Below are 25,532 nucleotides of genomic sequence, written 5' to 3' on the forward strand. Positions count from 1 at the left end.
ATCATCAAGGCGGCAACCGTGACGCAATCCGATCTGGTCATCACTCCTGTTTCCGGCAAGGCCGACCTCAAGGCTTTTATCGACCTCCCCTGGTCGATCTATGCGAACGACCCGAACTGGGTGCCGCCGCTCAAGGCCGAGGTGAAGGCGCTGCTGACGCCGGGCGACAATCCCTTTTTCGACCATGCCGAGGCGCAATATTTCCTTGCGCGGCGGGGCGGTCGGGTCGTCGGCCGCATTTCGGCCCATTTTGATCGCCTCGCGCTGGCCCAGCCCGCCGAGCAGGGCATGGGGCCGGGCACCGGCAATTTCGGCCTGTTCGAAGCCACCGATGCGGATGTCGGCGCGGCGCTGATCGCAGCGGCGGAAGACTGGCTGCGCGCCAAGGGCATGACTCGCGCGCTGGGGCCGATTTCGCTCTCGATCTGGGAGGAGCCGGGGCTGCTGATCCAGGGTCATGACCATCCCCCCACGGTGATGATGGGCCATAACAGCCCGGCCTATCAGGCGATGATCGAGGGCGCAGGCTACGCTCCGGTCAAACAGCTCAAAACCTACGAATTGGACATCACGAGCAGTTTCCCGCCACTCATCCAGCGGATCGTCGCATCGGGCCAGAAAAACCCGCGCATCCGCATCCGCAAGGTGGAAAAGGCGAAGTTCGACAAGGAAGCCGCGATCATCCTGTCGATCCTGAACGATGCATGGGGCAAGAATTGGGGCTTCGTGCCGATCACCGATGCAGAGGTCGTGCATACAGGCAAGAAACTGAAGCCCATCGTGTTCGAGGATCTCATCATGATCGCTGAACTGGACGATGAGCCGGTTGCCTTCATGATGACGCTGCCCGACCTCAACGAGGCGCTGGGGCCGCTCAACGGGTCGCTTTTCCCCTTCGGCTGGGCAAAACTTCTGTGGTGGTTACGCAAGCCCAAGGTCCGCACCATGCGCGTGCCGCTCATGGGCGTCGTGCAGCGCCTGCAATCCTCGCGCATTGCCAGCCAGCTTGCCTTCATGATGATCGAGCATATCCGGCTGGACGCCGTTGCCCATTATGGCGCCACGCGGGGCGAGATCGGCTGGGTTCTAGATGATAATCAGGGCATGAATGCCATTGCCGAAGCGATCAATAGCACGGTCAACAAAGTCTATCAGATTTACGAAAAACCGCTCTGATCAATCCTCGACCGGCACCGCCACCTCGATTGCGCCAGCCGCGACCTTGGCGGTGACGGGAGTCTTGGCCAGCACTTCGCCATCAATCGAGATGCGCTGGGTCGGACGGGTCGAAATCGTGAACGACTTGCCGGTAAATTCCTGCGTGTGCGAATCGCGGTCGCGCAGCTTGAAGAATTTGGCATACCAATCCCAGGCAAGCCGGACATGGCTGCGCCCGACGACCGCTTGAATGACAATCTCGCCCGTATCCACATCGGCATGGTCGGACAATTCGACCCCACCATGAAAGGGGCCGTTGAGAATACGGACTTCGGTCGACCAGAGCCGATGTTCCTTCAGCCCGTCGTCGATGACGAGGCGAAAGGCGCGGAATCCGACCGAGCATTTGACCGCCCAGACGAGATAGCCGATGCGCCCCAGATAGCGTTTAAGCTTGTGCGGCACGGTGCGGCCAATGATCGGTGACAGGCCCAGCGAGGCGGCGTTGACGAAATAATCCCGATCGATCATGCCCAGATCCACCCGTCGTCGGCGGCCATGGGCGATCACCTGCACCGCGCCATCCAGGTCGAGCGGCAGGCCCAATGTACGGGCAAAGCTGTTCGCGGTACCGAGCGGTAGCACGGCAAAGACGCAATCCTTGCCCACCAGTTCATCGACCGTGCCCGACATCGACCCGTCGCCACCGCCCACGATCACCATCGGCGCGCCGTCGGCGATCGCTTGACGGACCGTCCTATCCATCTGGCTCGGATCTTCGACCGCATGGGCGGCAACCAGTCGAACGCCCGCCTCTTCCAGCTTCTGCTTGGCTTGCGCATACAGATCCTGGCCCTTGCGACTATGGGCATTGACGATCAGCGCGGCCTCGCGGGGGAGGGGGCGAAGAACAGGGCTGGGGGGCGCTTTCGTTTCCATGGCACAACAACACGGCAAGAGGGGATTAGGGTCCAATGGAAACCATCTGCTTACACTTCGTTACCCTTTGATGGCCCGTATCGCACATCTCTCCGATATTCACTTTGGCGCGAACGATCCAAAGATCGTTGATGCCGCCACGGCATGGCTGGAGGCGCGCCGACCGGACCTGGTCGTGATCAGTGGCGATTTCACGCAGCGCGCCCGCGTGAATCAGTTCCGCGCTGCGTCCGCCTGGCTCAACCGCTTGCGCAGCGCCGGCCTTAAACTGCTGGTCGTGCCGGGAAATCATGATGTGCCACTTTACGACGTGATACGACGCTTCATGACCCCGCTCGATCGCTACAAACGCTATATCAGCAGCGACTTGTGCCCCTTCTATGAAAATGCTGAAGTGGCGATCCTGGGTATCAACACGGCCCGGTCGCTGACCATCAAGGATGGGCGGATCAACCATGGCCAGATGGAAATGCTGCGCAAACGCTTCGCATCAGTGGCACCGGACAAGACCCGCATTCTCGTCACTCACCATCCGCTCTTCGCCATGCCGATCGGCCGGGGCGGCGAATTGAGCGAAGCGGTCGGCCAGCATGAGGATGCGATCCAGGCCGCGTGCGAAGCTGGCGTACATCTCGCCCTCGCCGGCCATTTTCACCGGACCTATGCCGAATCGGCCGCCAAAATGGTGGAGCAGTCGGGCGGCGCACTGGTGATTCAAGCTGGTACCGCGACATCGACACGCCTGCGCAATGATGAGCCGCAAAGTTTCAACTGGCTCCACGTCCATCGCAACAATGAAGTCGAATTGCAGGTGATCGTCTGGGACGGCACGGGCTTCCAGCGGGCCAGCCATGTTGCCTATCGACAGGAGGGCGACAGTTGGACCGGGCAGGCGGTTGATGACCCGGCGAGCGTGGGCGCCATCGCCTGACATCGGCAGGGCTGCTTTTGTCGGGCAGCGCGATCGGCTAGGACGCGGCCTATGAGCGTTCGCAACCGGAATCCACGCTGAGATGGCGATCGTCAGAAGCCTGTGCGGCCAGTGTGGCATGGGGTGCGGCGTGCGGGCTATGACCGGCACCGATCGCGACCTGCGGATTGAGGGTGACAAGGCGCATCCCGCTAATGCCGGACAGTTGTGCGAAGGTGCGGATGCGCTGACGGCCATGACGGACTTGGAAGGACGACTGTTGCACCCGCAGGTCGAGGGCAAGCGGGCGACCTGGGACAAGGCTGTCGCGCAGATTGCGCGGCGTCTGGCCGCCGTGCAGGCGCGGCATGGGCCGGGCAGCGTCGCGCTCCATGTGGGCGGTGGCTTGCTGACCGAGGATTATTATGTCGCCAACAAGCTGATGAAGGGCTTTTTGGGGTCCGCTCACATCCATGCCCCATGGCGCGGCGCGATCGGCGACTTGCAGCGCGCCGCCTATGGCGAAGATGTGATGCCCGCCACGCTGGAGGATATCGACCGCGCCGACATGATCCTGATCGCCGACGTGCCCGCCTTGCTGGCGCATCCGCTCTTGCTGGACCGAGTGCAGGAGGCGCGCACGACGCGCGGCACCCGGCTCGTGGTGCTAGGCACGGGGATCGAAGCCGACATGTCATTGCCGGTTCGCGCAGGGAGCGTCGCCCGCTTGCTCGCGGGGTTGTTGCTGCATAGCCTTGATGTCCGCCTGACCGACGCGGATTTCGTGGCCGCGCATGTGACCGTGCCCGACGGGTTTCGCGATCGGTTGGCACCCGGACATGATCTATGGTCGGTCGCACGGGCCTGCGGGATCGAACCGGGACAGGTGCGCGATTTCTTCGACGCGCTGGGCACGGCCGATCGGCTCGTGACTCTGTTCGGCGAGACGGCGGGCGCGGACGTCGCGGCGGCGGCGATCAACCTACATCTACTCACGGGACGGATCGGGCGACCGGGGGCCAGCCCTTTTGCGCTGCCGACTGGCGCGAACGGTATGGGCGCGCGCGAAGTGGGTTGTCACGCCGCCGACCTTGCCGCCCATGGCGATTTCTCCGTGTCCGTGCGGGCCAATGTCGCGCGCTTCTGGGGCGCGCGGCAGTTGGTGGAGCAGTCGGGACTGGAGGACGCAGCCCTGCTCGACGCCATGCGCGACGGACAGGTGCGGGCGCTGTGGAGCATCGGTGCGGATGACGGCGCGGCGGACTGGCTGCGCGCCGCGCGAGCGGCCGTGCCGCTGTCGATCCGGTCGACCGATCGCGCGGACGAAGCCGCCGACGGCTGGACCCTATGCCTCCCATCGGCAAACTGGATCGAAAAGGATGGCACCGTGACGGGACTGGACCGCCTCGTCAGCCGACAAAGGCGCTTGTTCGACCTGCCGGGCGAGGCGCGGCCCGACTGGTGGATGCTGACGCGGGTGGCGCAGACGATGGGCTGGGGCGATGCCTTCCATTACGAACAGCCCGCCGACATTTATCGCGAACATGGGCGATTGACCGCCTATCGTAATGATGGCACGCGACTGCTCAACCTGCGCCGCCATGCACCCATTTCCAACCCGGCCTATGCCGAATTGACGCCGTGGCGCTGGGGCGAGGTGCCGTTCGACGGCGGGCATTTTCCGACGCCCGACGGCCGGGCGCGGATCTTGCCGATCGCGGGTCAGGTCGAGGCGGCGATCCCCTGAAGATGCGCCAGTAGCGCGTCGCCATTGGCCGCCCAGGTAAAGCGCAGCGCCGCCTCGCGCACCTTTTCGGGTGCCGGTGGATTATCAAGGATGGCGCGGATGGCCGCCGCGATAGCTTGCGGATCGCGCTCGACAATCTGCCCGGCTTCGGGCCGATCGAGCAATTCGCGCGCGCCGCCCACATCACTGATGACAATCGGCGTGCCGCAGGCGAGCGATTCGACCCAGGCATTGGCGAGGCCTTCGGATGCCGATGGCAGCGCCATCACATCGGCCGCAGCAAAGATGCGCGGCAATTTATGATGCGGCACCGACCCCAGGAAACCGACGCGGCGCTCCACCCCCAGTTCCTGCGCCAGATTTTCCAGCGTCCGCCGATATTGGCCCTGCCCCGCCAGCAGCAGGGTGACGTCGGGCAATGCGGGCAGCGCGCGGACAAGCAATTCCTGCCCCTTGCGCGGGATCAGCGCGCCGACGCACAGCACCACCGGCCCGCTGAAATCGAGCGCTTCCTTCGCCGCGGCACGATCGGACAGTTCGAACGTATCGAGATCGACCCCGGTATAATGGACGCGGATCTTGTCGGCATCCATACCCATCCGCGCCATGGAGCGGCGCATCGCGTCGGACACGGCGAGGAGGCCCGCCGCATGGTCGCCCGCTTGCGCTACCATCTTGCGGGTGCCGCGCTGCGTGCCCCAATGGTGAATGTCCGCGCCGCGCGCCTTGACCGAATAGGGGATGCCGAGCGCCTTCGACAGACGCTGCGCCACCGGGCCGTCAGGAAAGAAGAAACTGGCATCAATCACGTCGAACGGCGTCTGCGCGTGCAGGCGGCGCACCAGCGGCAGGATGGCGCGCGTCATGGTGATGACATTGGTGCGCCCGCCAAATTTGGGGATGATCGGGAAAGTCGGGCGATAGACGGTCAGTTCGCGCCAGCGCTCCTTGCGCGGCAGCGCGCGCAGCGGCGCATAGCGGGCGCTGAGCGACAGCGGCCATGGCGGCAGGCCGACCGGCGCGACCACCGTGACATTGGCCTCCGCGCGGCTGGCCAGTTCGCGCGCCTGCCGTTCCACGAACACGCCGAAATTGGGGCGGCTGATATCGGGGAAAAGGGTCGATAGCATGAGGACGTTGAGCGTCATGGTCTTGTCTTTCGCGGATCAGCCTTTGCCATCGGGTTAAGAGGGGCATTCGCTTTTGGCTAGAGCCGCCGGACGAGTTGCACGGCGACTGCGGCCCATGGCGGGTCGGTCAGCACCAATTGCCGCGCGCCCGACCCCAGCGGCAGCAGTTGCAGGCGATCGCCCTCCCGCCCGATCAGGCGACCGAACAGGAAGCGCCCGGCAGGCCGGGGAAAGAGGATGTCGCGATTGAGCGCGCTGGCGAAGTCTTCCGGCCCGATGCGGCGGCACCAGATCGCGTCGCCGCTGCGATAATCGCCGATGCTGGCGCTGACATGCACGCCCACCATGCCGTCGCTGGGGGCGGGCGAGGGGAAGGCGAGCGGTCGGGTCGGCGCGCGTACGCCATCGGGACCGAGCAGCGCGGCGACCGGCACTTCGGCCTGCCCCGGCAGCGCGACCAGTTCGGACGTGGTCACGCCCAGCGCCAGCGCGATGCGGTTGAGCCATTTGACCGATACGGTGCGCGTGCCGGTTTCCAGCCGCCCGATCGTCTGCGCCGTGGTCGGCGGATCGCACAGCGCCCCAACCTGTTCGAGCGTCAGCCCCTTCGCCTTGCGGACTTCGCGGATGCGGGTAATCATCCCATGCCTCTATAATAACCTATTTGGTTTTCTCTTTCCTACAAATGATCCCCCATGGCAAGGGGTGGGCATCCGATTCTTGTCAGCAGGAGCGAGTGATGGCCGCAACGCATATCGAGCAGACAATCGAAGGCCCCGATGGCCGGGCTCAGCGGGTGATGGTGAATCTCGGCGAATCCCCGCTCGCCTGGCTGCATGCGCGTGGCCATGTGAGCGAGCGCCAATATCTGGCGGGCGAGCGTCTGCGCGCCGACTGGGAGAAAGCGGGCCTGGGCGCACGGGTGACGATGTGCTGGGACGCCGCCCCGCGCGAAGGTGGACGGCGGGGACCGGGACGGCAAGCGGACCCGACCAACGCGCAATTGTCCGCGCGCGAACGGTTCGACGGCGCGATCGCCGCCGCCGGGCCTGGCCTCGCCGACATATTATGGCGCGTGGTGTGCGCTGGCGAAGGCCTTGTCGCCGCCGAAAAGGCGCTGGGCTGGCCGAGCCGCGCGGGCAAGCTGGTGTTGACCCTCGCCCTGGAGCGCGTAGCCGACTGGTATCGAGTGGCTTAGGCCATCATCCCCGCGCCCAGCAGCAGCAGCAGCTTGACGTCCATCGCATAGCCCTGCGCGCGCCACTCCGCGATCTGGTCGCGCAGGGTGGCAAGGGGGATGCGGTGGACGATAATATCCTCGCCCTCGACACCGCCGCCATCGCCGGTCTTCTCCAACCCATGCGCGCGGAACAGGGTGAAACTTTCCGACACCATGCCCGGAGAGCTGAAAAACTGCCCCAGCGATTCGAGCCGGGCCGGGCGGTAGCCTGTCTCTTCTTCCAGTTCGCGCGCGGCGGCGATGCTGGCCTCCTCGCCCGCCGCCTCGTCGCCCACCAGCCCGGCGGGCAGTTCGATGCAGCGGCGGCCCAGCGGCACGCGATATTGATCGACCAGCAGCACATGGCCGTCATCCATCGCCAGGATGACCGCCGCCTGGATGCCGCGCGCGCGCCCCACATATTCCCATTTGCCCCGTCGCTTGGCGGTGATGAAGCGACCCTGCCACATCACCTCTTCGGGCGCGTCGCGATCCGGGTCGGTCATAATTCGATCAGCCTGTCGGGGAGTTCGTTGATGTCACCCTGCGCGCGCGGGAAATGTGTCGCCAATATCGCGCCGACCTGCCGCACTTCGGCGGCCAGCCCTTCGCCGGGTCGCCCCTCGCGGATCGCCTCGATCAGCGCTGCCATCGCCTCGCCCCACATTTCGGGCGTTACCTTGTCGTTGATGGCGCGGTCGGCCACCAGTTCGGCGCGATGTTCGTCGAGCGAGAGATAGAGGAGGACGCCGGTGCGGCCATGGGTGCGGGCCTCGACGGCGGAACGGAACAGGAGGATGGCACGGCGACGCACGCGCCGCGCCTTGGTCGCGCGCGGCGTCAGCGCCATGCGCAGCGGCATGATCGCCAGCGCATAGCGCACGATCAGGAATTTGAGGATGAGCAGTCCGAGCAGTCCGGTCATCAGCTTCCAGTCCGCCAGCTCATGCTCCCAATCGAGAAACAGCGTCGACAGAAAGGCGCGCAGATGCTGAGGGAAGGCGGCCATGAGGGCAAGCGCGAGAAAAACAGCCGCCGCCGCCCAGCTAAGCCCGACGTCATGATAGGCATCGGACCGGCGCGCCACGATGGTGACGATCTCCCCCGATGTTTGCGCTTCGGCCTCTGCCACGGCGGCGGAAACAAGGTCATGGTCGGCCTGGGTCAGATGAAGCTGCATGACCATTACCAGCCCCCCGATGCGCCGCCGCCGCCGAAGCTGCCGCCGCCCGAAAAGCCGCCACCGCCTCCGCCAAAGCCGCCGCCACCGCCCCAACCGGAGCCGCCACCTGATCCCCAGCCCGAACTTCCGGCACCCGGTCCCCACAATATGATCGGCATGCTGCCCCGACCCCGGCGATAGCGTTTGCCGCCGCCCGCGCGCGACAACAGCGGCAGGACGATGAAGAAGACGAAGAACATGACCGCCCAAAAGCCCAGGATCGCGCCGCCCCCGCTATTGGCCTTGCGCGCTTCCGCCTCCGCTGCGGCGGCGCGGGCCTGGGCCTCTTCGGGCGGCAGGGCGAGCAATGCGGTGATCTGGTCCACACCCGCTACGATGCCGCCGGGCATGTCGCCCGCCTTGAAGCGCGGCGTGATGGCATTGCGGATAATCTGCGAAGACAGCGCGTCGGTCAGCGTTCCCTCCAGCCCATAGCCGACCTCGATCCGCACCTTGCGATCATTGGGCGCGACGATCAGCAGCGCGCCATTGCTATCCTTGTCGCCAATGCCCCACGCCCGGCCGAGCCGATAGCCATAGTCGGCAATATCATAGCCTTGCAGGTCTGGAATGGTGGCGACCACCAACGAACGCCCGCTGGCCTGCTTCTGCGCGATCAGCTTTTGGCTGAGCGCCTGTTCCTGCGCGGGGTCGAGCAGGTTGGCCGCATCGACCACGCCCTTGTCGTCGAACTTCGGAAAATCCTGCGCCCACGCTGTCGGGGCGAGGGCCGACAAGACGAACAGCGCCATGAGGACCATGCCCCATAGGCCCTGCGCTCGCCCTGTCGGGGCGTGGAGTGCAGCGTTTATGCTCAATTACCAAAATCGACGGTCGGGGCTTCTTCCGCGCCGGGCGTGGTGGCTTGGAACGGCGTCATCGGCTTGGCCCCATGAATGATCTTCGCGCCGATCGCATCGGGGAAGGTGCGGATGCGGGTGTTATAGGCCTGCACCGCGCCATTATAGTCGCGGATGGCGACGGCGATGCGGTTCTCGGTGCCTTCCAACTGCGACTGGAGCTGGAGGAAATTCTCATTCGCCTTGAGGTCGGGATAGGCCTCGACCGAGGCGAGCAGGCGGCCAAGCCCCTGGCTCAACTGCGCCTGTGCCGCCTGGAACTGCGCCACTTTGGCAGGGTCGGACAGATCCTCCGCATTGACCTGCACCGACGTCGCCTTGGCGCGGGCTTCGGTCACGCGGACCAGCGTGTCCTGCTCCTGCTTGCCCGCCGCCTTCACCGTGGCGACCAGATTGCCGACCAGATTGGAGCGGCGCTGATATTGCGCCTGCACATCGGCCCATTTGGCCTTCGCCTCCTCCTCGGCTGTCGGAACGCTGTTGAGGCCGCAGGCGGACAGGGCGAACGCCCCAAAGAGCGGCAGCAGAAAGGTCGAGAAGCGGCGCAGGCGCGTCATGGGACATCCTTGGCGGTTGTTTCGATGCTGAAAATAGGGCGTTGAACTGATCCGCGCAACGGGCCATGCAGATAATATCGCAGATGGTAAAAGGGTGTAAACCATGGGCCTGCTTTCGGAATTCAAGACATTCATCAATCGCGGCAATGTGATGGATCTGGCGGTTGGGGTCATCATCGGCGGCGCGTTTGCGACCATCACCAAATCGCTGACCGATGACGTGATCATGCCGGTGGTGGGGTATATTTTCGGCGGCGCTGACTTTTCAGGCTACTTCATTCGGCTGGGCGCGCTGCCCGCCGGGTTTCAGGGCAATCCCGAAAGCTATGCCGACCTGAAAGCGGCGGGCGTCGCCATGTTCGGCTGGGGCGCGTTTCTGACCGTATTGGTCAATTTCCTGATCCTGGCCTTCGTCATCTTTCTGCTCGTTCGGCTGGTTAATCGGCTGACGGCCAAGCAGGAAGCCGAGGCACCGGCCGCAGCACCCGTGCCGACGCCGGAGGACATTGTGCTGCTCCGCGAGATCCGCGATTCTCTGAAAAAATGATCGTTTATGCGACGAAACGAGACTGCGACGGGAACCATCATGGGTGCGGCCGGTTGATCGCGGTCAGGGCTGAAGGCTGCATTCGCGGCCTGGAAGCCTTGCGAAGTAGGTAGCCCCAGGGGGCGCAACAGGAGAACAACGCCGTGAAAACCTTCGTCAAAGTCCTTGGCCTCGCCAGCCTTGTCGCGCTCGCAGCGTGCGATTCCGCCAAGGAAAACCAGGTCGAGAATGCTTACGAAAATCAGGCGGACGCGCTCGACAACCAGGCTGACAATATGGAAGCCATGGCCGATAACCTGACCGGCAACGCCGAAATGTCGGCTGAAAACGCCGCTGATGCGCTGGAAAATAAGGCTGACGCCACTCGCGAAGCCGGCGAGCGGGCCAAGGATGCGGTTGAAGACTGACATCGGTTTAACGCAGTTTCCGATACGATCGCATCGGCTTGGCTGCGCTAAGCTTTTAGTTTGCCGCGGTTTCGAAGGTCGCAGGTGATTGCACCTGCCTGGAAAACGCTTTGGCATTGCTATTCATGCAGAGGGGCGTCGCGAGTCTATCGCGGCGCCCTTTTGCTGTCCGCGCCATGGCTTTTAACGGCCCTTTAACCACGTCCCGCCAAAGGTGGTGCCGCGCGCATCGGTGGGGCCATGGCAATGGACGAGTTACTACAGGAATTCATATCGGAAACTCAGGAAACGCTCGAAGCGTTAGCCGGGGAAGTCGTCGCGTGGGAGGCCGACCCGTCCGATCGCGATCGGCTGGATGCGATTTTTCGCTTCTTCCATACCGTTAAGGGCAGTTGTGGTTTCCTGAACCTGCCCCGCTTTGAACGATTGAGCCATGCCGCGGAAGATGTGCTGGCCGACATTCGCGCCGGCAAGCGCGGGGCCGACGCCGCCACCGTGAGCGCGGTGCTGGGCCTGATGGACCGGATCGGGGAGTTGACCGAAGCGGTTGCCAGAGGCGCGGCGCTCCCCAACGAAAATGACGATTATCTGATCGCCGCGCTGAACGCGCCGACGGAACAGGCCGCAGCGCAAGTGCCGTCAGCGCCGGTCGCGGTGGCGCGGCAAACGGGGCAGGCCGGACCGCGCACCATCCGCCTGCCGCTCAGCCTGATCGACCAGTTGATGAACGGCGTGTCGGACATGGTGCTGGCGCGCAACGAATTGTCGCGCAAGCTGCGCGAGCGGTCGGCTGACCCTGAACTCGACAATGTGTTCGAAAGGCTGTCCACCTGCGTGGCGGATATGCGCGACGTGATTTCCAAGACCCGGATGCAGCGGGTCGAGCGGTTGTTCGCCGCCATTCCCCGCATGGTCCGTGATCTCGGCCGCGATCTTGGCAAGCGCATCGACCTCACGCTGGAGGGCGGCGATGTCGAAATGGACCGCGAGATGGTGGAGATGGTCGTCGACCCGCTCACCCATATCGTGCGCAACAGTATCGACCATGGCATCGAAACCCCCGAACGGCGTCGCGCCGTCGGCAAGCCCGAAGCCGGTGCGCTGCGGGTGGAGGCCCGCCAGTCGGGCAATCAGATCGTCATCACCATCAGCGACGATGGCGCTGGCATCGACACGGCGCGGCTGGTGGAAAAGGCGATCGGCGCAGGCCGCCTGACGCCCGAAGCGGCTGCGCGGATGACTGAAGCCGAAAGGCTCGACCTCATCTTTCAGGCCGGCCTTTCCACCGCCACTCAGGTCACATCTATTTCGGGACGCGGCGTCGGCATGGACGTGGTGCGCGCCAATGTGGAGCGGATCGGCGGCGTCATCGCGCTCGACAATCATCCGGGCCAGGGACTGTGCATCACCCTGCGCGTGCCGCTGACGCTGACCATCATTCCGGGTCTGGTGGTGCGGGCAGGCGGCCTGCATTTCGCCATTCCGCGCGCGGCCGTGGTGGAGATATTGCACGACAATAATGCGATGCTCCAGATCAGCCGCATCGGCGGCGCGCAGATCGCGACAATCCGCGGCGTGCGGCACTCGATGATCGAGCTGGAGGATGTGCTGGGCATGGAGCGACCAGCGCAGGCCGCACCTCGCGCCATCATGGTGGTGCGTTCGGGCAGCGGCGTGCCCTACGCGATGGGCGTTGCGGCGGTCGACAATCATGAGGAACTGGTGATCCGCCCCGCTTCGCCGCTCATCATGGCGAGCGGGGTCTATGCGGGCATGACCTTACCGGACAATGGCAAGCCGATGCTGCTGCTGGATGCGGCGGGCATTGCCAGCGCGGCCCAACTGCCCACCATTCTCGACGATCAGGCGGCGCGACAGACCGAGGAACAGGCAGACGCCCAGGCCGGGGTCGAAATGGTCGCAGCGCTGCGGTTCGAGGAAGTGACCGGCGAAAAACGGCTGCTCAAGCTAGCCCTTATCGACCGGGTCGAGGATATCGACGCCAGCCTGTTCGGTCGGTCGGGTAACTGTGCCTTTGTCCGGCTCGACGGTCGACTCGTCCCTGTTGTCAATGGCTTGTGGCAATTCGATCGGGACAAGGTGTCCGCTTTGCGCCTGCGCGACGGTACGCAGGAAGCCTGCTATCCGGTCGCCGCTGTGTTGGACATCGTGCAGATGCCGCTCGTCCCCGACATGGTCGCCATGCATGGAATGCTAAGCGGCATCGCCGTGATCGAGGGCGAGCATCTGGAGGTGATAAACCCGTTTGCACTGTTCGCTTCGCTGTCCGGAAAAGAGGGTTTCGAAGGCCAGGGCGGCCGTTGCCTGCTGGCCGACAGCGAAGATGGCTGGACCCGTGAGATACTGGCCCCGCTATTGCGGCAGGCTGGTCATGACGTGGTGCTGGGCCTGCCGGAGGACGGAACCATCGACCCGCACGACGTGCTGCTTTGTCATGATGGCGACGGATCGAAGCTGGCCGGGATCATGGCCGAGATGACGGGATGCCGGGTGGTGCAATTGCGGGCCTCGCCCCGCGCCGCCGGACCGCGCGATTCCAGCATCTACCGCTATGATCAGGACGCGCTGATGGCCGCAATCGCCGCGGGACAGGGATAGAGCCATGAACCAACTATATCTTTTCGCCACTTTGGCAGGCACCCGGATCGCGGTGGAAGCAAGCGAGGTGGAAGCCGTCGTCAAGCTGACCGAGATTTCGCCGGTGCCGGGCATGGGCGCGCATGTCGCGGGCCTTTCTGCGCTGCGCAGCCGTGTGCTGACGATCATCGATACGGCAGCGCTGATCCAGGGGGCGGCCTCGCCCAGCCGCGAGGGCGGGCTTGCCATCATCGCCAATATCGCCGGGCACAGCTATGGCCTGATGGTCGATGGCGTATCTGACATCTGCCGCGTTCCACAGGGCGAACTGCCGTTGCGTGGCCAACTCGACCGTGCCTGGGCTCCTTATGCCCGCGCCATCGTGGAGCAGGACGGCCAATCCTGGCTGTTGGTCTCGCTGGGCAGCTTCATCGATGCGGGCGGTCAGGCGCAGGCGGCATGATCTTGTTTTCGATCCTGTTTACCAAAAACTCGCATTTGCCCGCTAGCTATCGATTTTCGGGCCATAAATTCCAAAGGGACGCATCATGAAGAACTGCCTGGTCGTCGACGATTCGAAGGTTATCCGCAAGGTGGCCCGCCATATTCTCGAATCGCTCGACCTGTCCGTGACCGAAGCGGTGGATGGACAGGATGCCCTGACCCAGTGCGAAGCCTCCGCGCCGGACGTGGTCCTGCTTGACTGGAATATGCCGGTGATGAGCGGCATGGAGTTTTTGCAGGCCTTGACGACGTCAAAGGTGACCGCCCGGCCCAAGATTATCTTCTGCACGACTGAAAACGGCATCAGCCATATCAAGGCGGCCGTGGAGGCGGGAGCCGACGAATATGTCATGAAGCCTTTCGATCGGGAAACGCTGGAAAGCAAATTGGCGATTGTCGGAGTGATATAGGCCGACAGCCCGCACTCCAGTTCAGGGAGTAAAGTCCTACCTTTTCTTCTTCGTGCAGAAAGTCTCCCAATGACCGTCAGCATGCCGATCATGACCAACCACAGGACAGGACGGGGGGCCGTGCGGACCCTCATCGTCGATGACTCGGTTGTCGTACGTACGGTGATCGAGCGTATTCTGAATCTCGACCCGGCCTATAAGGTGGTTCACAAAACCAATAGCGCCGAACTGGCGTTGGGCTATCTGGCGGACCATTCGGTTGATCTGGTTCTGCTGGACATCGAATTGCCGGGGCAGAGCGGCCTTGCCGCGCTCCCTGCCATTCTTGAAGCACGGGCCGGCGTGAAGGTCGCGATCCTGTCGGGCAAATGCGAGGAAGGCAGTGCCGCGGCGATTGAGGCGCTGGCCCTTGGCGCAAGCGACATCGTATCGAAGCCGGGCAGCGGCAGCTTTGGCGAACAATTTTCCCAGGCATTGATCGAGCGACTCAACCGCTTGTTCGATCAGCGGGTCATGACCCTGCTGTCCACAGCGCCGGTCGTGCCGCCTGTTGTGCAACCTGCTCTCCAGCCATTGTCCTGTCTGGGCATTGGCGCATCGACGGGTGGTATCCACGCGCTGGGACAATTGTTCGAAGGGCTGACCGCGCCACTGGGGGTGCCGCTTTTGTTGACCCAGCATCTCCCTGCCAGTTTCACCATCTATTTCGCGCAGCAACTTACGCGCATGACCAGCCTGCGCGTGAGGATCGCGGAAACCGGCGACATTCTCGCCCCGGACACCCTCTATGTCGCGCCGGGCAATGCCAACCTTCAGGTCCGCAGGGGACTTTATGGCCGGGTCATGATTCAGCTCAATCCCGAACGCACGCCAGCGGGCAATCTACCCGGCGTCGACCCGATGTTCGCCAGCATGGCGGAGGTTTATGGCGCGGGAGCGGCCGGGGTCGTGCTGACCGGCATGGGTCGGGACGGCACGGTCGGCGCCCGCGATATCGTTGCCGCAGGCGGCTGGATCGTTGCCCAGGACGAGGCCAGCAGCGTGGTGTGGGGCATGCCCGGATCAGTGGCGGGGGCGGGTCTCACCTGCGCTTTGATGGAACCCCAATATATGATGGACTTCATCACCCGACGCGGCAGGATAAACGCATGAGAATGGCCCCGCCTGTTCCGATGTTTGAAGGTGCCGCGCGCATACTCGCCGGATTGCTGGAAGCGCGCACGGGCCAAACCCTGTCTGAAGGGAGGGCTTGGCGGATGGAAACCGCGCTGCGGCCGGTGCTGCGGCAGTATAAGCTGGCGGATATAGACGAACTGGCTGCCCGGTTGACGCGCAAGAGCGATCCCCGTCTGGAACAGGATGTGGTTGACGCGCTACTCAACAATGAAAGCAGCTTTTTCCGCGATCTCCAGATTTATGACATGATCCATCGCCAGATTCTGCCGACGATCCATGCACAGCGCGCTGATCGGACGTTGCGCATCTGGAGCGCGGGCTGTTCGACCGGGCAGGAAGCCTATTCGTTGGCAATCCGCCTGCGGAACGATGCGGCGCGTTGGAGCGGCTGGCGGATCGAAATCCTTGCAAGCGATATTTCGGCCGCTGCGATTGATCAGGCCCGCGCGGGGATCTTCTCGCAAATGGACGTCCAGCGTGGGCTTGCCATCGGCGATCTTCTCAAATGGTTTGAACCTCATGGCGAGGATTGGCGCGCCAGCGCGGAATTGCGCCGGATGATCGATTTTCGCCATGATAATCTGTTCGACGCCAAGGCGCCGACCGGCGAATATGACCTGCTTCTGTGCCGCAATGTCCTGCTCTATTTCTCGCCGGAGCGGCGGCAGGCCGTGCTGCGGCTCTTGGGGCGGCACAGCCATGCCAGGACGATATTGCTGTTGGGCGCGGGCGAGACGGTGATCGGGCAGGGGGACGACTTCATCGCGCACCCGGAATTTCGCGGTGCCTATGCCCGGCAGGTGGCATTGCCGGATGGCGCAATCGGACACGCGCGACGGACAGGCTGATATTTCCGGGCGTTGGCACTCTTGCCGCCCTTAACCATGCTTGATTGCAGCTTCGCGCTGGGCCATTGTCATAGGCATGCCGCCGGATCGACGGGGCAGGCCGAAAGGGCGTGATGACCGAGCTGCCGATGATCGAGACGCCGTCGCCCAATTATGACGAGCGCAGCCTGCCCATCACCATGTTGGTGCTGCATTATACCGGAATGCCCGACGCCGCGAGCGCGATCAATTGGCTGGCCAACCCGGAATCGAAAGTATCGGCCCATTATGTCGTGACCGAGGATGGCCAGATCATCCGCATGGTCGATGAGGCCAAGCGCGCCTGGCATGCCGGACGATCGCACTGGCGCGGGATCGACGACATCAATTCGGCCAGCATCGGCATAGAGATTATCAATCCGGGGCATGAATGGGGCTATCGGCCTTTTCCCGAAGCGCAGATGGGGTCGCTGATCCCGCTGGTGCATGACATCACGCAGCGGCACCGGATCACGCGCGGCAATATCGTCGGCCACAGCGATGTCGCGCCCGCCCGCAAGCAGGATCCGGGCGAGCTGTTTCCCTGGGGACAACTGGCGCGGCTGCGACTGGCGCTGCCCCGGCCAACGAAGAATCTTATGGACCCGCACTGGACCGATGGCGGCTTCATGCTGGCGCTCGAACGCTTCGGCTATGACATTGCCGAGCCACGAGCGGCGGTGATCGCGTTTCAGCGCCGCTTCCGCCCGGAACGGATCGACGGGGTGATCGACGGGGAATGCCGCGCCATCCTGCTCGCGCTGTTGCTGCCCAAGCCCAGGGGCGATGAATAAGCAGGTGACGCCGGACCCGAACGGCGCTAGGGACCAATCCGCCAGAGGGCTGGGCGGCCGCGGCGTGGCGGGTAACTTCCACGGCGAGGAAAGTCCGGGCTCCACGAAATGACGGTGCCGGTTAACGACCGGCTGGAGTGATCCAAGGGACAGTGCAACAGAAAGCAGGTCGCAACGGCTTCGGCCATGCGAAATTGAAAGGGTGCGGTAAGAGCGCACCGCGTCTGCGGCAACGCAAGGCGGCACGGTAAACCCCACCGGGAGCAAGACCGAATAGGGGCGGCGCGCAGTTTTGGCTGCTAGGTCTGTTTCGACCGAGATCGTCCGGGTTGGTTGCTGGAGGGGCGGAGTAATCCGTCCCCTAGAGGAATGGTCGCACATCTCCGCAAGGAGAGGACAAAACCCGGCTTATAGGCCCTCTGGCACTTTTTTGCGGCCCCTTTGCGATGCGGCGGGGTGGCGTTTTTCTGACGGAATCCTTACCTGTAACCCATGTCTCGTAACGGCCGATCCAATGACTGGGGCTTTCCCCGCTGGCGCAGCTATGGCGCATCGCGTGAAGCCCAGGCGGTGCGCGGTTGCGATCGCTTTGGCTGCGATCAACCGGGCAATTGCCCCGCGCCCAAATCCCCCAACAGCCCCGAACGCTGGTATTTCTGCCCCGAACATGCCGGCGAATATAACCGGAACTGGGACTATTTTCAGGGGCTGGATGACGAAGAGCGGGCGCAGCGTGAAAAGAATGAGCGGCGCGACGCGGGTGGCTATCAGTCGAGTGCCTATCATGGCTGGGGTGGGCCGGGTGATGGCAATCGGTCGCGCGACGAACTGCACGCGCTTCAGGCATTGGAGCTGGAAGATGACGCGGATTTCGAAGCGGTGAAGAAAAGCTGGCGGCGGCTGGCCAAGGAATTTCATCCCGACGTCAAGCCGGGCGATGCCAAGGCTGCGGTCCAGTTCCAAACAATCCAGGCGGCCTATGAAGTTCTGCGCGCCGCCGAAGAGCGTCGGACCTGGAAACCCCGTGGTGCCGTGGATTGAAGACGGGGCAATGAAAGATCATGTCCGTTCCAACTGGCGCAACGCGGTGCTGGTGTGCCGCAAGTGCGCCAAGAAGCTGGATGGTGGTTTCGGCCCTGACGGTGACGAGCGGCTGGCCAAGGCACTGCGCAAGCATCTGACGCTGGGCAAAGGGCGCAAAGCGGCGGCAGGGATCATCGAAGTCGACTGCCTGGGCATTTGTCCGAAGGGGGCGGTGACGGTGGTCAATGGCGCGGCGAGTCGCGAATGGCTGCTGGTGCAACCGGGCGCTGATCTGGATGAACTAGCTGTCACTTTGGGCATAGGCGCACCGAAACAGCCTTAATATTATCCTTACCATTCAATCCTATCCGGATGGAATGACATATTTTGCGCGCGCGCGTCCTGGCACGTCCCTATCCGTTCAATGCTGCTTGGTGATGAGCAGCCTGGCCGTGCTTTACGCCATGCCGCCTGCCAGCGGACGCATGCTGCTGATGCCCATGACCCAGGATGGCCACACGGCGCTTGCGCGCGTCGCGGTTGCCCATGGCGCGCGGCTGATTGCTGCCGGACCATGGAAGGGATCGCTGGTGGTGGAGGGACGGCGTGAAGCCTTGGCGCGGCCCTTGTTCATGGCAGGTGTCCTGGCCATTGCGGCTGACGCTGGCGGTTGCGGAGATCTGGGCTGATGAACGCGATCAGTAGTCTTGGCCGTCTGCGCTTGCAGGGTCTGCGTATCCTGTTGCTCGCCAACTGGGTGTGGACCGTCGTGCTGGGCCTGATGGCCATGGCGATGGGCGGGGAGGACAGCATCAGGGCGATGTTTTTGTCGGCCTTGGTCAACGCGCTGCCGACAGTGATGGTCCTGCGCGGGCGTCGCGATCTGGAAGCGCGCATGGTCATGGGCACATTGGCAGCCGTTCAGCCCGCCATTGGTGTCGTGCTGCTGTCCGGCCATGGCTGGCAAATGGACGGCCATATGTATTTCTTCGTGGCGCTTGCGGGGCTGGTGCTGCTTTATGACTGGCGGCCGATCGTGTTGGGGGCGACATTGGTTGCGCTCCATCATCTGTTGCTCAACTATCTCGCACCGTCCTGGGTCTTTCCGGGGCAAGGCAATCTCGAACGGATCGCGCTCCACGGGGCGGCGGTGATCTTGCAGGCATCGGTCCTCTGCTATCTGAGCGTTCGCCTGCGCGAAATGCTGTTGGCATTGGATCGCCATGTCGCGGGATCGGCGGAGTTGGCCGAACAGGCCCAGGCCGGACGCGCCGCCGCGGAAGCGGCGATGGCAGCCCGGCGGGAGGCCGATGCACGCGAAGCGGCGCTTCGCGTTGAAAGGGAGCGGGAGCGGGAACGGATGATGGCGGATCGCCGGGCCGAAACGCTGGCATTGCTTGCAGCCTTCCGCCAGTCGATCGCCGAAGTCGCCGATGCGGTCAGTGCAGCGACCGGCGAGTTGGAGGAGTCGGCGCTGTCGCTGAACGATCTCGCGCGTCGGGCAAGCGCGGGGACTGGCGAAACCGTTCATGCCGCTGAACAATCCTCGGCGCGCGCGGCGATGTTGGCGCAGCGGATTGATCAGTTGTCCGAATCCATCACGGCCATCGCCTCGGCCGCGCATCAGCAGGCGACGCTGGGTGGGGAGGCGCAACGTGTGTCCAGCGCCGGACATGAAGCGATGCGCGACATGGAAAATCATACGGCGTCCATCACCAGCTTTGCCCATTCGATCACCCAGATCGCCTCGCGCACCAATTTGCTGGCGCTCAATGCCTCGATCGAAGCGGCGCGCGCCGGGGATGTCGGACGCGGGTTCGCGGTGGTTGCGGGCGAAGTGAAGCAATTGGCGGGGCAGGCGGCCAATGCGACAGGCGAGATCCAGTCGTTGGCATCTTCGGCGCAGCAGGGCGCGGGTGTCGCCCAAAACGCGCTGTCCGATGTCGCCAGTGCCGTCGAGCAACTGGCCGATGCCGCCGACGCGATCCAACGCGCGGTGGCGGATCAGCGGGATGCGACGGCGGCCATTGGTGCAACCGCGCGCGACACCGCGCAGGATGCCACCATCATGGCCGGACGGATGGAGCAAGTGGCGGATATGGCACGGAGTACCGAAAGCCTGTCGGGGCGGGTGTCGAGCGCGGCGTCCGGTCTGTCGCGCACGGCGCAGGATTTGCAGCGCGCGACAGACCTGTTCGTGGCGCAACTCGAAGCGGCCTGACGCCCGATCAGCTTGCCCGTGCGAGTGGCGGCATGGGGCGTCGTTGCTGATCCGCCAGCGGATAGAGTGTGCGGTTCTCGCGATCGACCCGTTCGGCCAGCGCTGCCAGGATCAGCCGGGTTTCCGCGCAGAAGGCAGGCCATTCGCGGGCGATGCGATCATCGCTCCAATCGGCCATATAGCGGGTGAAGCGATCGGCCAGCGCGCCGGTTTCGCCCTGCAATTGGGCGGCTGTCTTGCGTGCGGCCGGGTCGGGTGCCCGCTGCATCGCGGGATAGAGGATGCGATCCTCCAGCGCGAGATGCGCGATCAACTGCCGCGCCAATGACCATCGCAGCGCCGCGACGCTTTGCGGCGTGGCCGTGTCACTTGTGGCCTGCGCCAGTTGCTGGGCGATCAGGCTGATTTGTTCATGCTGCCCCTGCAGCGCCGTCATATCCATCATATGTCGCCCCTCCCTCAAGGATAGGCGATGATGCGCGTGGGGCTTTAACAAAAGATTGTATGAGCGGCGTATCGGCGCAAAAAAGTGGGCGGCCCCTTTCGGAGCCGCCCTTGTGCATCAGGCCGGCTGGTCAGCGCGGCTGGCGCCTTCGCCATCCAGGTTCAGCGCCGCAAAGTCCCAGTTTATCGCGTCCTTCAGGATGCGGTCGGCATAGCCGGGGCGCGCATTACGATAATCGATATAATAGGCATGTTCCCACACATCGACGATCAGCAGCGGGGCATGGCCTTCATGCGCGACCGGCGTGTCGGCGTCATGATAGCTGGTGACTTCCAGCTTGCCGTCCTTGAGGATCAGCGCGGCCCAGCCGCTGGCGAAATGGCCCACGGCCTCGGCCTTCATCTTCTCGATCAACGCATCGACCGAACCGAAAGCCTCTTCGATCTTGGCGAGCAGGTCGCCGGTCGGCGCGGTCTTGGTCGGCGAGAGCGACTGCCAGTAGAATGTGTGGTTCCAGATCTGGCCGACCTGGTTGAACAGGCCGCCCTTGGTCGACTTGATCAGCTCGACCAGCGACTTGCCCTGATGGGCGGCGTCGGCGGCGACCAGCTCATTGGCCTTCACCACATAGGCGTTATGATGCTTGCCGTGGTGATAGTCGAAGGTTTCGGCCGACAGGATGTCGCCAAATGCGTCCTTGGCATAAGGCAGGTCGGGCAGAACAAAAGCCATGGCGGAACTCCTAAGGTTCGGTGGGACGGCCGCACGATGACTGGCGCGGTCGATCTATTATGGGTCCAGGCGGGACGCGATACGCCGCCGCGCCCTTCCATATGCGCACCCGCGCGCGGAAAAAAAGGGCTATATGCCTATTGCGAAACGATCGCAGAAATAAGGGCTTAGCGGGCGGTTCAACCCTGGGGCGGGGTCGTCTCGCCAATGTCGTCGCTGACCGGCTCCTTGCCCATCGTCAAGCCATGGCGCATCAGCATGGGTATGTTGGCGGCGGCGAAGATTATGGATATGACCGGGATGCCCCAAACCTTGATCGCAAGCCAGGTATCGAAGCTCATCATGTGGCGCATGACTTCATTCGCGATCGCCATGGCCACGAAAAAAAACGCCCAATTGCGAGAAAGCTTCATCCATCCCGCATGGCTCAGGCCGTCATAGGCTGCCTGGAGCAGATATTTGAGTAACGGCTTGCCGCGTAGCAATCCGGCGAACAGCATCAAGGCGAAGAAACCATATATGATGGTCGGCTTCAACTGGATGAAGCCTTCATCATGAAAATAAATGGTCAGGCCGCCAAAGAAAAGCACCAGCGCCGCTGACAGCCAGAGCATGGGAGAGACCTTGCCCAGCTTCCATTTTGATACGATCACCGCAACGACGATGGCGACCATGAAGGCCGCCGTGCCCATGATCATGCCGAGAAATTTATAACCCAGGAAAAAGACCAGCAGCGGCCCGAAATCGAGGGCCAGGCTGAGCGTACCGCCATGGGCGGGTTTGGCGTTAGCGGGCATAAGCTGTTCCTGCGATAGCGCGCGACATGTCGCCCGGATCGAAGGGGCGCAGATCCTCGATCTTTTCTCCCACGCCGATAGCATGGATCGGCAGGCGGAATTTCTCGGCCGCCGCAACCAGCACGCCGCCGCGCGCCGTGCCGTCCAGCTTGGTCATGACGAGGCCCGTGACCTGCGCTGTTTCCTTGAACACTTCGATCTGATTCAACGCATTCTGGCCGGTGGTCGCGTCCAGCACCAGCACGACGTCATGGGGTGACGCAGGGTTCAATCGACCCAGAATACGGCGGACTTTGGCCAGTTCGTCCATCAATTCAGTCTTGTTCTGCAAGCGCCCTGCGGTATCGACAATCAGCACGTCGATGCCGGTGGCGGTGGCCTGCTTGACCGCGTCGAACACAATGCCCGCCGCGTCGCCGCCTTCCTTGCCCGCGACGATCGGGATGCCCAGCCGCTCGGCCCAGACCTTGAGCTGGCCGATCGCGGCGGCGCGGAACGTGTCGCCGGCCGCCAGCATCACGCCATAATCCTGCTCCAGGAAATTATGCGCGAGTTTCGCGATGGTGGTGGTCTTGCCCGAACCGTTGACGCCGATGACGAGGATGACCTGCGGCCGGGGGAAGGCTTCGATCTCCAGCGGGCGGGCGACCGGGGCCAGCACCTTTTCGATTTCCTCCGCGATGATCTCGCGCAGATACTCCTCGGTCAGTTCCTTGTTGAAGCGGCCTTCGGCCAGCCGTTCGCGTACCCGTCCGGCCATGGCCGGGCCAAGGTCGGACAGGATCAGCGCTTCCTCGATCTCGTCCAGCGTCTGTTCGTCCAGCGCCGCCTTGGTGAAAAGACCCGTGAGATTATCGCCGAGTTTGTCGGAAGTGCGCTTCAAACCGCCGAAGAGGCGATCGCGCCAGCTAGTGCCGGTGTCTGTCATGATGCCGCCTCTTGCGCGATCAGCGTGTCCTTCTCAAGCCCCGTGATGCGAGCGGCCACGATGGTCGACGGCAATTGCGGGGTCGCAAAGCGCACGGGGGCGAAATTTTCGGCGTGGCCCGACAGTCCGCTGCGTTCGACCAGCACCGACTGGGTCGTGCCGACCAGGCTGCGTAGCCAGGCATTCCGTTGGCTCTCACAGGCAGCACGCAGGCGGGCGGCGCGGGCCTTGATGGTCGCGCGATCGACCTGCGGCATCCGCGCGGCGGGCGTGCCGGTGCGCGGCGAATAAGGGAAGATGTGGCCATGGACAATGTCGCAGTCGGCGATCAGCGCCAGGCTCCGTTCGAACATCGCATCCTCCTCGGTCGGGAATCCCGCGATGATGTCCGCGCCGATGCTGATGGCGGGGCGGGCGGCCTTGAGCCGTTCGACGATGCGGACAGCATCGGCGCGGCTGTGACGGCGCTTCATCCGCTTGAGGATCATGTCGTCGCCCGCCTGGAGCGAGAGGTGAAGGTGCGGCATCATGCGGGATTCGTGGGCGATCAGGTCGAAGAGCCGGTCGTCTATCTCCACGCTGTCGATCGAGGAAAGGCGCAGCCGGGGGAGGCCGGGCACGCCGGTCAGGATGCGCTCGACCAGGGAGCCAAGCGACGGGCTGCCCGGCAGGTCGGGACCATAGCTGGTGACATCGACGCCGGTCAGCACGATTTCGCGATAGCCCGCCGCGACCAGTTCGCGCGCCTTGTCCACCACCGCGCCTGCAGGCACGGAACGGCTGTTGCCCCGGCCATAGGGGATGATGCAGAAGGTGCAGCGGTGGTCGCAGCCATTTTGCACCTCCAGGAACGCGCGGGCATGGTCGGCAAAGGCGGACGCCATATGCGGCGCGGTGTCGCGCACGGCCATGATGTCGGCGACACGGACTTTGGGCATCGCTCCAAAAGCCCCGTTCGCTTCGAGCGACGTCGAGAAGCGCTTCTCGACTGCGCTCGAAGCGAACGGACGTTGGTATGTTTCCGCGTCCAGCTTCTCCCGGTTGCCGATCACCGCATCGACTTCGGCCATCGCCGCAAACGTCTCCGGCTCGGTCTGGGCGGCGCAGCCGGTCACCATGATCCGCGCGTCGGGGCGTTCGCGCCGGGCGCGGCGGATCGCTTGGCGGGTCTGGCGCACCGCTTCGGCGGTGACGGCGCAACTGTTGACGACGATCAGGTCGTCCTGCCCCTGCGCCAGGTCACGGATCGCCTCGCTCTCCGCAATGTTGAGGCGGCAGCCCATGGTGAGGATGGCGGGGCCGCTCATCAGAAGCGCGCCCAGTCAGCCTCGCCGTCGAAGACATGGGTGGCGGGGCCGGTCATCGTGATCGTGCCGCCCGGTGCCCAGTCGATGACCAGATCGCCGCCGGGCAGGCTGACGGTCACGGGGCCGCGCACCAGTTTACGACGGATCGCGGCGACGGCGGTTGCGCAGGCGCCGGTGCCGCAGGCGCGGGTGAGGCCAGCGCCGCGTTCCCACACAATCAGGCGGATATGATCGTCGGCCATGACCTGCGCGAAATTCACGTTGATGCGGGCGGGAAAGAGCGGGTCGGTTTCGATGATCGGGCCGAGCCGCGCGAAGTTCACACCGTCCCAAGCGTCCATGAAGAAGATGACATGCGGGTTGCCGACATTGACCGCGGCAGGCGCGGGCAGGTCTTCCCAGCTCGCGCTCATGGTCAGCGGGTCCATGGGATAGGCTAGCGGGATCGCGTCCCACTCGAAACGCGGCGCGCCCATGTCGACGCTGACGCCGCCATCGACGGCCTTGGCTTCGAGCAGGCCAGCCTTGGTGCGGATCGACACGTCGCGGCCGACGAACAAGGGCACGCAGCGGGTGGCGTTGCCGCAAGCTTCGACCTCGCTGCCGTCCGCGTTGAAAATCTGCATCGACACGTCCGCATCGGGAGCGTTGCCGATCAGGATCAGTTGGTCGCAGCCGATCCCGGCATGACGATCGGCAATGGCGCGGGCGAGATTCGGGGTCATCTCGATCGCGTCAGCGCGCGCGTCGATCACGACGAAGTCGTTGCCCAGGCCGTGCATTTTCGAGAAGCGTCCCATGAGGGCGCATGTAGGGGGTGGGGCGGGAAAAGGCCAGAGGTGAGCCATTCGCCTCCATTCCGTTCAGCCTGAGCTTTTGGATTGCCGTTTTTAGGGCGCGCGGAACTCCACTCTAACGCTATGTATTGCCGTCACGGGTTGCCCATCCTTGCTTTTTACTAGGCCGCGTTGACAAAAGACTTCAGCCATAGCCGTGCAGCGGCGAGGTTGAGGAAGCTTTCGAACGACAGGACGG

At 63.8% G+C, this 25,532-nt stretch carries 29 protein-coding genes and 1 other RNA gene; 17 read left to right on the forward strand and 13 right to left on the reverse strand.

Features of this window, described 5'->3' with window-relative positions; translation table 11 throughout:
• Nucleotides 1–18 precede the first annotated feature (18 nt).
• Entirely contained in the window at nt 19–1,176 is a 1,158-nt protein-coding gene (locus V2I08_RS01425; protein ID WP_349633588.1) for an N-acetyltransferase, read from the forward strand.
• Here V2I08_RS01425 and V2I08_RS01430 read toward each other — a convergent pair whose 3' ends face one another.
• Nucleotides 1,177–2,097: a diacylglycerol kinase family protein gene (locus V2I08_RS01430; protein WP_349633544.1), complete on the reverse strand. Its 921-nt coding sequence runs from the start codon at nt 2,095–2,097 to the stop codon at nt 1,177–1,179.
• 70 nt (nt 2,098–2,167) lie between these two features.
• Between V2I08_RS01430 and V2I08_RS01435 the strand changes: the two genes are divergently transcribed.
• Nucleotides 2,168–3,028, forward strand: coding sequence for a metallophosphoesterase (locus V2I08_RS01435; protein ID WP_349633545.1), 861 nt, complete (start codon nt 2,168–2,170; stop codon nt 3,026–3,028).
• An 82-nt stretch (nt 3,029–3,110) separates the two neighbouring features.
• A complete protein-coding gene (locus V2I08_RS01440) occupies nt 3,111–4,754 on the forward strand; it encodes a molybdopterin-dependent oxidoreductase (RefSeq protein WP_349633546.1) in 1,644 nt (547 codons plus the stop codon).
• Here V2I08_RS01440 and V2I08_RS01445 read toward each other — a convergent pair.
• Complete coding sequence (locus tag V2I08_RS01445; RefSeq protein WP_349633547.1) at nt 4,730–5,902, reverse strand: glycosyltransferase; 1,173 nt, start codon at nt 5,900–5,902, stop codon at nt 4,730–4,732. The two genes, V2I08_RS01440 and V2I08_RS01445, sit on opposite strands and share 25 nt — an antisense overlap.
• 59 nt (nt 5,903–5,961) lie before the next feature.
• Nucleotides 5,962–6,525 carry a helix-turn-helix domain-containing protein gene (locus V2I08_RS01450; protein WP_069066098.1) on the reverse strand — a complete coding sequence of 188 codons (564 nt, stop codon included), beginning with the start codon at nt 6,523–6,525 and terminating at the stop codon, nt 5,962–5,964.
• A 98-nt stretch (nt 6,526–6,623) separates the two neighbouring features.
• On the opposite strand from V2I08_RS01450, the gene V2I08_RS01455 reads away from it, so the two are divergent.
• Nucleotides 6,624–7,082: a DUF6456 domain-containing protein gene (locus tag V2I08_RS01455; RefSeq protein WP_349633548.1), complete on the forward strand. Its 459-nt coding sequence runs from the start codon at nt 6,624–6,626 to the stop codon at nt 7,080–7,082.
• Here V2I08_RS01455 and V2I08_RS01460 read toward each other — a convergent pair.
• Genes V2I08_RS01460 through V2I08_RS01475 form a run of 4 tightly spaced genes read right to left on the reverse strand, consistent with a single transcriptional unit; the run spans nt 7,079 to nt 9,742 of the window.
• A complete protein-coding gene (locus V2I08_RS01460) occupies nt 7,079–7,609 on the reverse strand; it encodes an NUDIX hydrolase (RefSeq protein WP_349633549.1) in 531 nt (176 codons plus the stop codon). The genes V2I08_RS01455 and V2I08_RS01460 overlap by 4 nt on opposite strands.
• Entirely contained in the window at nt 7,606–8,283 is a 678-nt protein-coding gene (locus V2I08_RS01465) for a hypothetical protein (RefSeq protein WP_349633589.1), read from the reverse strand. The genes V2I08_RS01460 and V2I08_RS01465 overlap by 4 nt, the downstream gene beginning before the upstream one ends.
• 5 nt (nt 8,284–8,288) lie before the next feature.
• Entirely contained in the window at nt 8,289–9,086 is a 798-nt protein-coding gene (locus tag V2I08_RS01470) for a TPM domain-containing protein (RefSeq protein WP_349633550.1), read from the reverse strand.
• A 53-nt stretch (nt 9,087–9,139) separates the two neighbouring features.
• Nucleotides 9,140–9,742 (reverse strand): LemA family protein, encoded by a 603-nt coding sequence (locus V2I08_RS01475; RefSeq protein ID WP_349633551.1) that lies wholly within the window; start codon nt 9,740–9,742, stop codon nt 9,140–9,142.
• Nucleotides 9,743–9,845: 103 nt separating this feature from the next.
• Here V2I08_RS01475 and mscL point away from each other — a divergent pair, with 103 nt between their 5' ends.
• The 13 genes from mscL (at nt 9,846) to V2I08_RS01540 (ending at nt 20,288) form a co-directional block, all read left to right on the forward strand.
• Complete coding sequence (mscL, locus tag V2I08_RS01480) at nt 9,846–10,289, forward strand: large conductance mechanosensitive channel protein MscL (protein ID WP_349633552.1); 444 nt, start codon at nt 9,846–9,848, stop codon at nt 10,287–10,289.
• Nucleotides 10,290–10,432: 143 nt separating this feature from the next.
• Nucleotides 10,433–10,696, forward strand: a complete 264-nt coding sequence (locus V2I08_RS01485; RefSeq protein WP_349633553.1) for a hypothetical protein — start codon at nt 10,433–10,435, stop codon at nt 10,694–10,696.
• Nucleotides 10,697–10,942: 246 nt separating this feature from the next.
• Nucleotides 10,943–13,315 carry a chemotaxis protein CheA gene (locus V2I08_RS01490; RefSeq protein WP_349633590.1) on the forward strand — a complete coding sequence of 791 codons (2,373 nt, stop codon included), beginning with the start codon at nt 10,943–10,945 and terminating at the stop codon, nt 13,313–13,315.
• Between the two features lie 4 nt (nt 13,316–13,319).
• Entirely contained in the window at nt 13,320–13,757 is a 438-nt protein-coding gene (locus V2I08_RS01495) for a chemotaxis protein CheW (protein WP_349633554.1), read from the forward strand.
• An 85-nt stretch (nt 13,758–13,842) separates the two neighbouring features.
• On the forward strand, nt 13,843–14,208 hold the full coding sequence (locus tag V2I08_RS01500; protein ID WP_349633555.1) for a response regulator: 366 nt from the start codon (nt 13,843–13,845) through the stop codon (nt 14,206–14,208).
• A gap of 69 nt (nt 14,209–14,277) precedes the next feature.
• A complete protein-coding gene (locus V2I08_RS01505; RefSeq protein ID WP_349633556.1) occupies nt 14,278–15,360 on the forward strand; it encodes a chemotaxis protein CheB in 1,083 nt (360 codons plus the stop codon).
• Nucleotides 15,361–15,362: 2 nt separating this feature from the next.
• The gene (locus tag V2I08_RS01510) at nt 15,363–16,232 is read left to right on the forward strand and encodes a protein-glutamate O-methyltransferase CheR (protein WP_349633591.1); all 870 of its coding nucleotides are present in this window, start codon (nt 15,363–15,365) and stop codon (nt 16,230–16,232) included.
• Nucleotides 16,233–16,345: 113 nt separating this feature from the next.
• The gene (locus tag V2I08_RS01515; protein WP_349633557.1) at nt 16,346–17,044 is read left to right on the forward strand and encodes an N-acetylmuramoyl-L-alanine amidase; all 699 of its coding nucleotides are present in this window, start codon (nt 16,346–16,348) and stop codon (nt 17,042–17,044) included.
• 41 nt (nt 17,045–17,085) lie between these two features.
• Nucleotides 17,086–17,471, forward strand: an RNA gene (gene rnpB / locus V2I08_RS01520) — RNase P RNA component class A.
• 65 nt (nt 17,472–17,536) lie between these two features.
• Nucleotides 17,537–18,085, forward strand: coding sequence for a J domain-containing protein (locus V2I08_RS01525; RefSeq protein ID WP_349633558.1), 549 nt, complete (start codon nt 17,537–17,539; stop codon nt 18,083–18,085).
• Between the two features lie 10 nt (nt 18,086–18,095).
• Entirely contained in the window at nt 18,096–18,410 is a 315-nt protein-coding gene (locus V2I08_RS01530) for a (2Fe-2S) ferredoxin domain-containing protein (protein WP_349633559.1), read from the forward strand.
• A 94-nt stretch (nt 18,411–18,504) separates the two neighbouring features.
• The gene (locus V2I08_RS01535; protein ID WP_349633560.1) at nt 18,505–18,756 is read left to right on the forward strand and encodes a hypothetical protein; all 252 of its coding nucleotides are present in this window, start codon (nt 18,505–18,507) and stop codon (nt 18,754–18,756) included.
• Nucleotides 18,756–20,288 carry a methyl-accepting chemotaxis protein gene (locus V2I08_RS01540; RefSeq protein WP_349633561.1) on the forward strand — a complete coding sequence of 511 codons (1,533 nt, stop codon included), beginning with the start codon at nt 18,756–18,758 and terminating at the stop codon, nt 20,286–20,288. The genes V2I08_RS01535 and V2I08_RS01540 overlap by 1 nt, the downstream gene beginning before the upstream one ends.
• A gap of 7 nt (nt 20,289–20,295) precedes the next feature.
• Here the strand turns inward: V2I08_RS01540 and V2I08_RS01545 are convergent, their stop codons facing one another.
• The 6 genes from V2I08_RS01545 to dapF form a co-directional block, all read right to left on the reverse strand.
• Nucleotides 20,296–20,733: a hemerythrin domain-containing protein gene (locus V2I08_RS01545; protein ID WP_349633562.1), complete on the reverse strand. Its 438-nt coding sequence runs from the start codon at nt 20,731–20,733 to the stop codon at nt 20,296–20,298.
• Between the two features lie 117 nt (nt 20,734–20,850).
• A complete protein-coding gene (locus tag V2I08_RS01550) occupies nt 20,851–21,465 on the reverse strand; it encodes a superoxide dismutase (protein ID WP_096061064.1) in 615 nt (204 codons plus the stop codon).
• Nucleotides 21,466–21,644: 179 nt separating this feature from the next.
• A complete protein-coding gene (gene ispZ, locus V2I08_RS01555) occupies nt 21,645–22,262 on the reverse strand; it encodes a septation protein IspZ (protein ID WP_349633563.1) in 618 nt (205 codons plus the stop codon).
• Nucleotides 22,252–23,190, reverse strand: a complete 939-nt coding sequence (ftsY, locus tag V2I08_RS01560; protein ID WP_349633564.1) for a signal recognition particle-docking protein FtsY — start codon at nt 23,188–23,190, stop codon at nt 22,252–22,254. Before ftsY ends, ispZ begins: the two co-directional genes overlap by 11 nt.
• Nucleotides 23,187–24,497 carry a tRNA (N(6)-L-threonylcarbamoyladenosine(37)-C(2))-methylthiotransferase MtaB gene (gene mtaB / locus V2I08_RS01565; protein WP_349633565.1) on the reverse strand — a complete coding sequence of 437 codons (1,311 nt, stop codon included), beginning with the start codon at nt 24,495–24,497 and terminating at the stop codon, nt 23,187–23,189. Before mtaB ends, ftsY begins: the two co-directional genes overlap by 4 nt.
• A complete protein-coding gene (gene dapF, locus V2I08_RS01570; RefSeq protein WP_349633566.1) occupies nt 24,497–25,297 on the reverse strand; it encodes a diaminopimelate epimerase in 801 nt (266 codons plus the stop codon). The genes mtaB and dapF overlap by 1 nt, the downstream gene beginning before the upstream one ends.
• Nucleotides 25,298–25,532 lie beyond the last annotated feature (235 nt).

Source organism: Sphingobium sp. MK2 (assembly GCF_040170545.1).
Classification (GTDB): domain Bacteria; phylum Pseudomonadota; class Alphaproteobacteria; order Sphingomonadales; family Sphingomonadaceae; genus Sphingobium.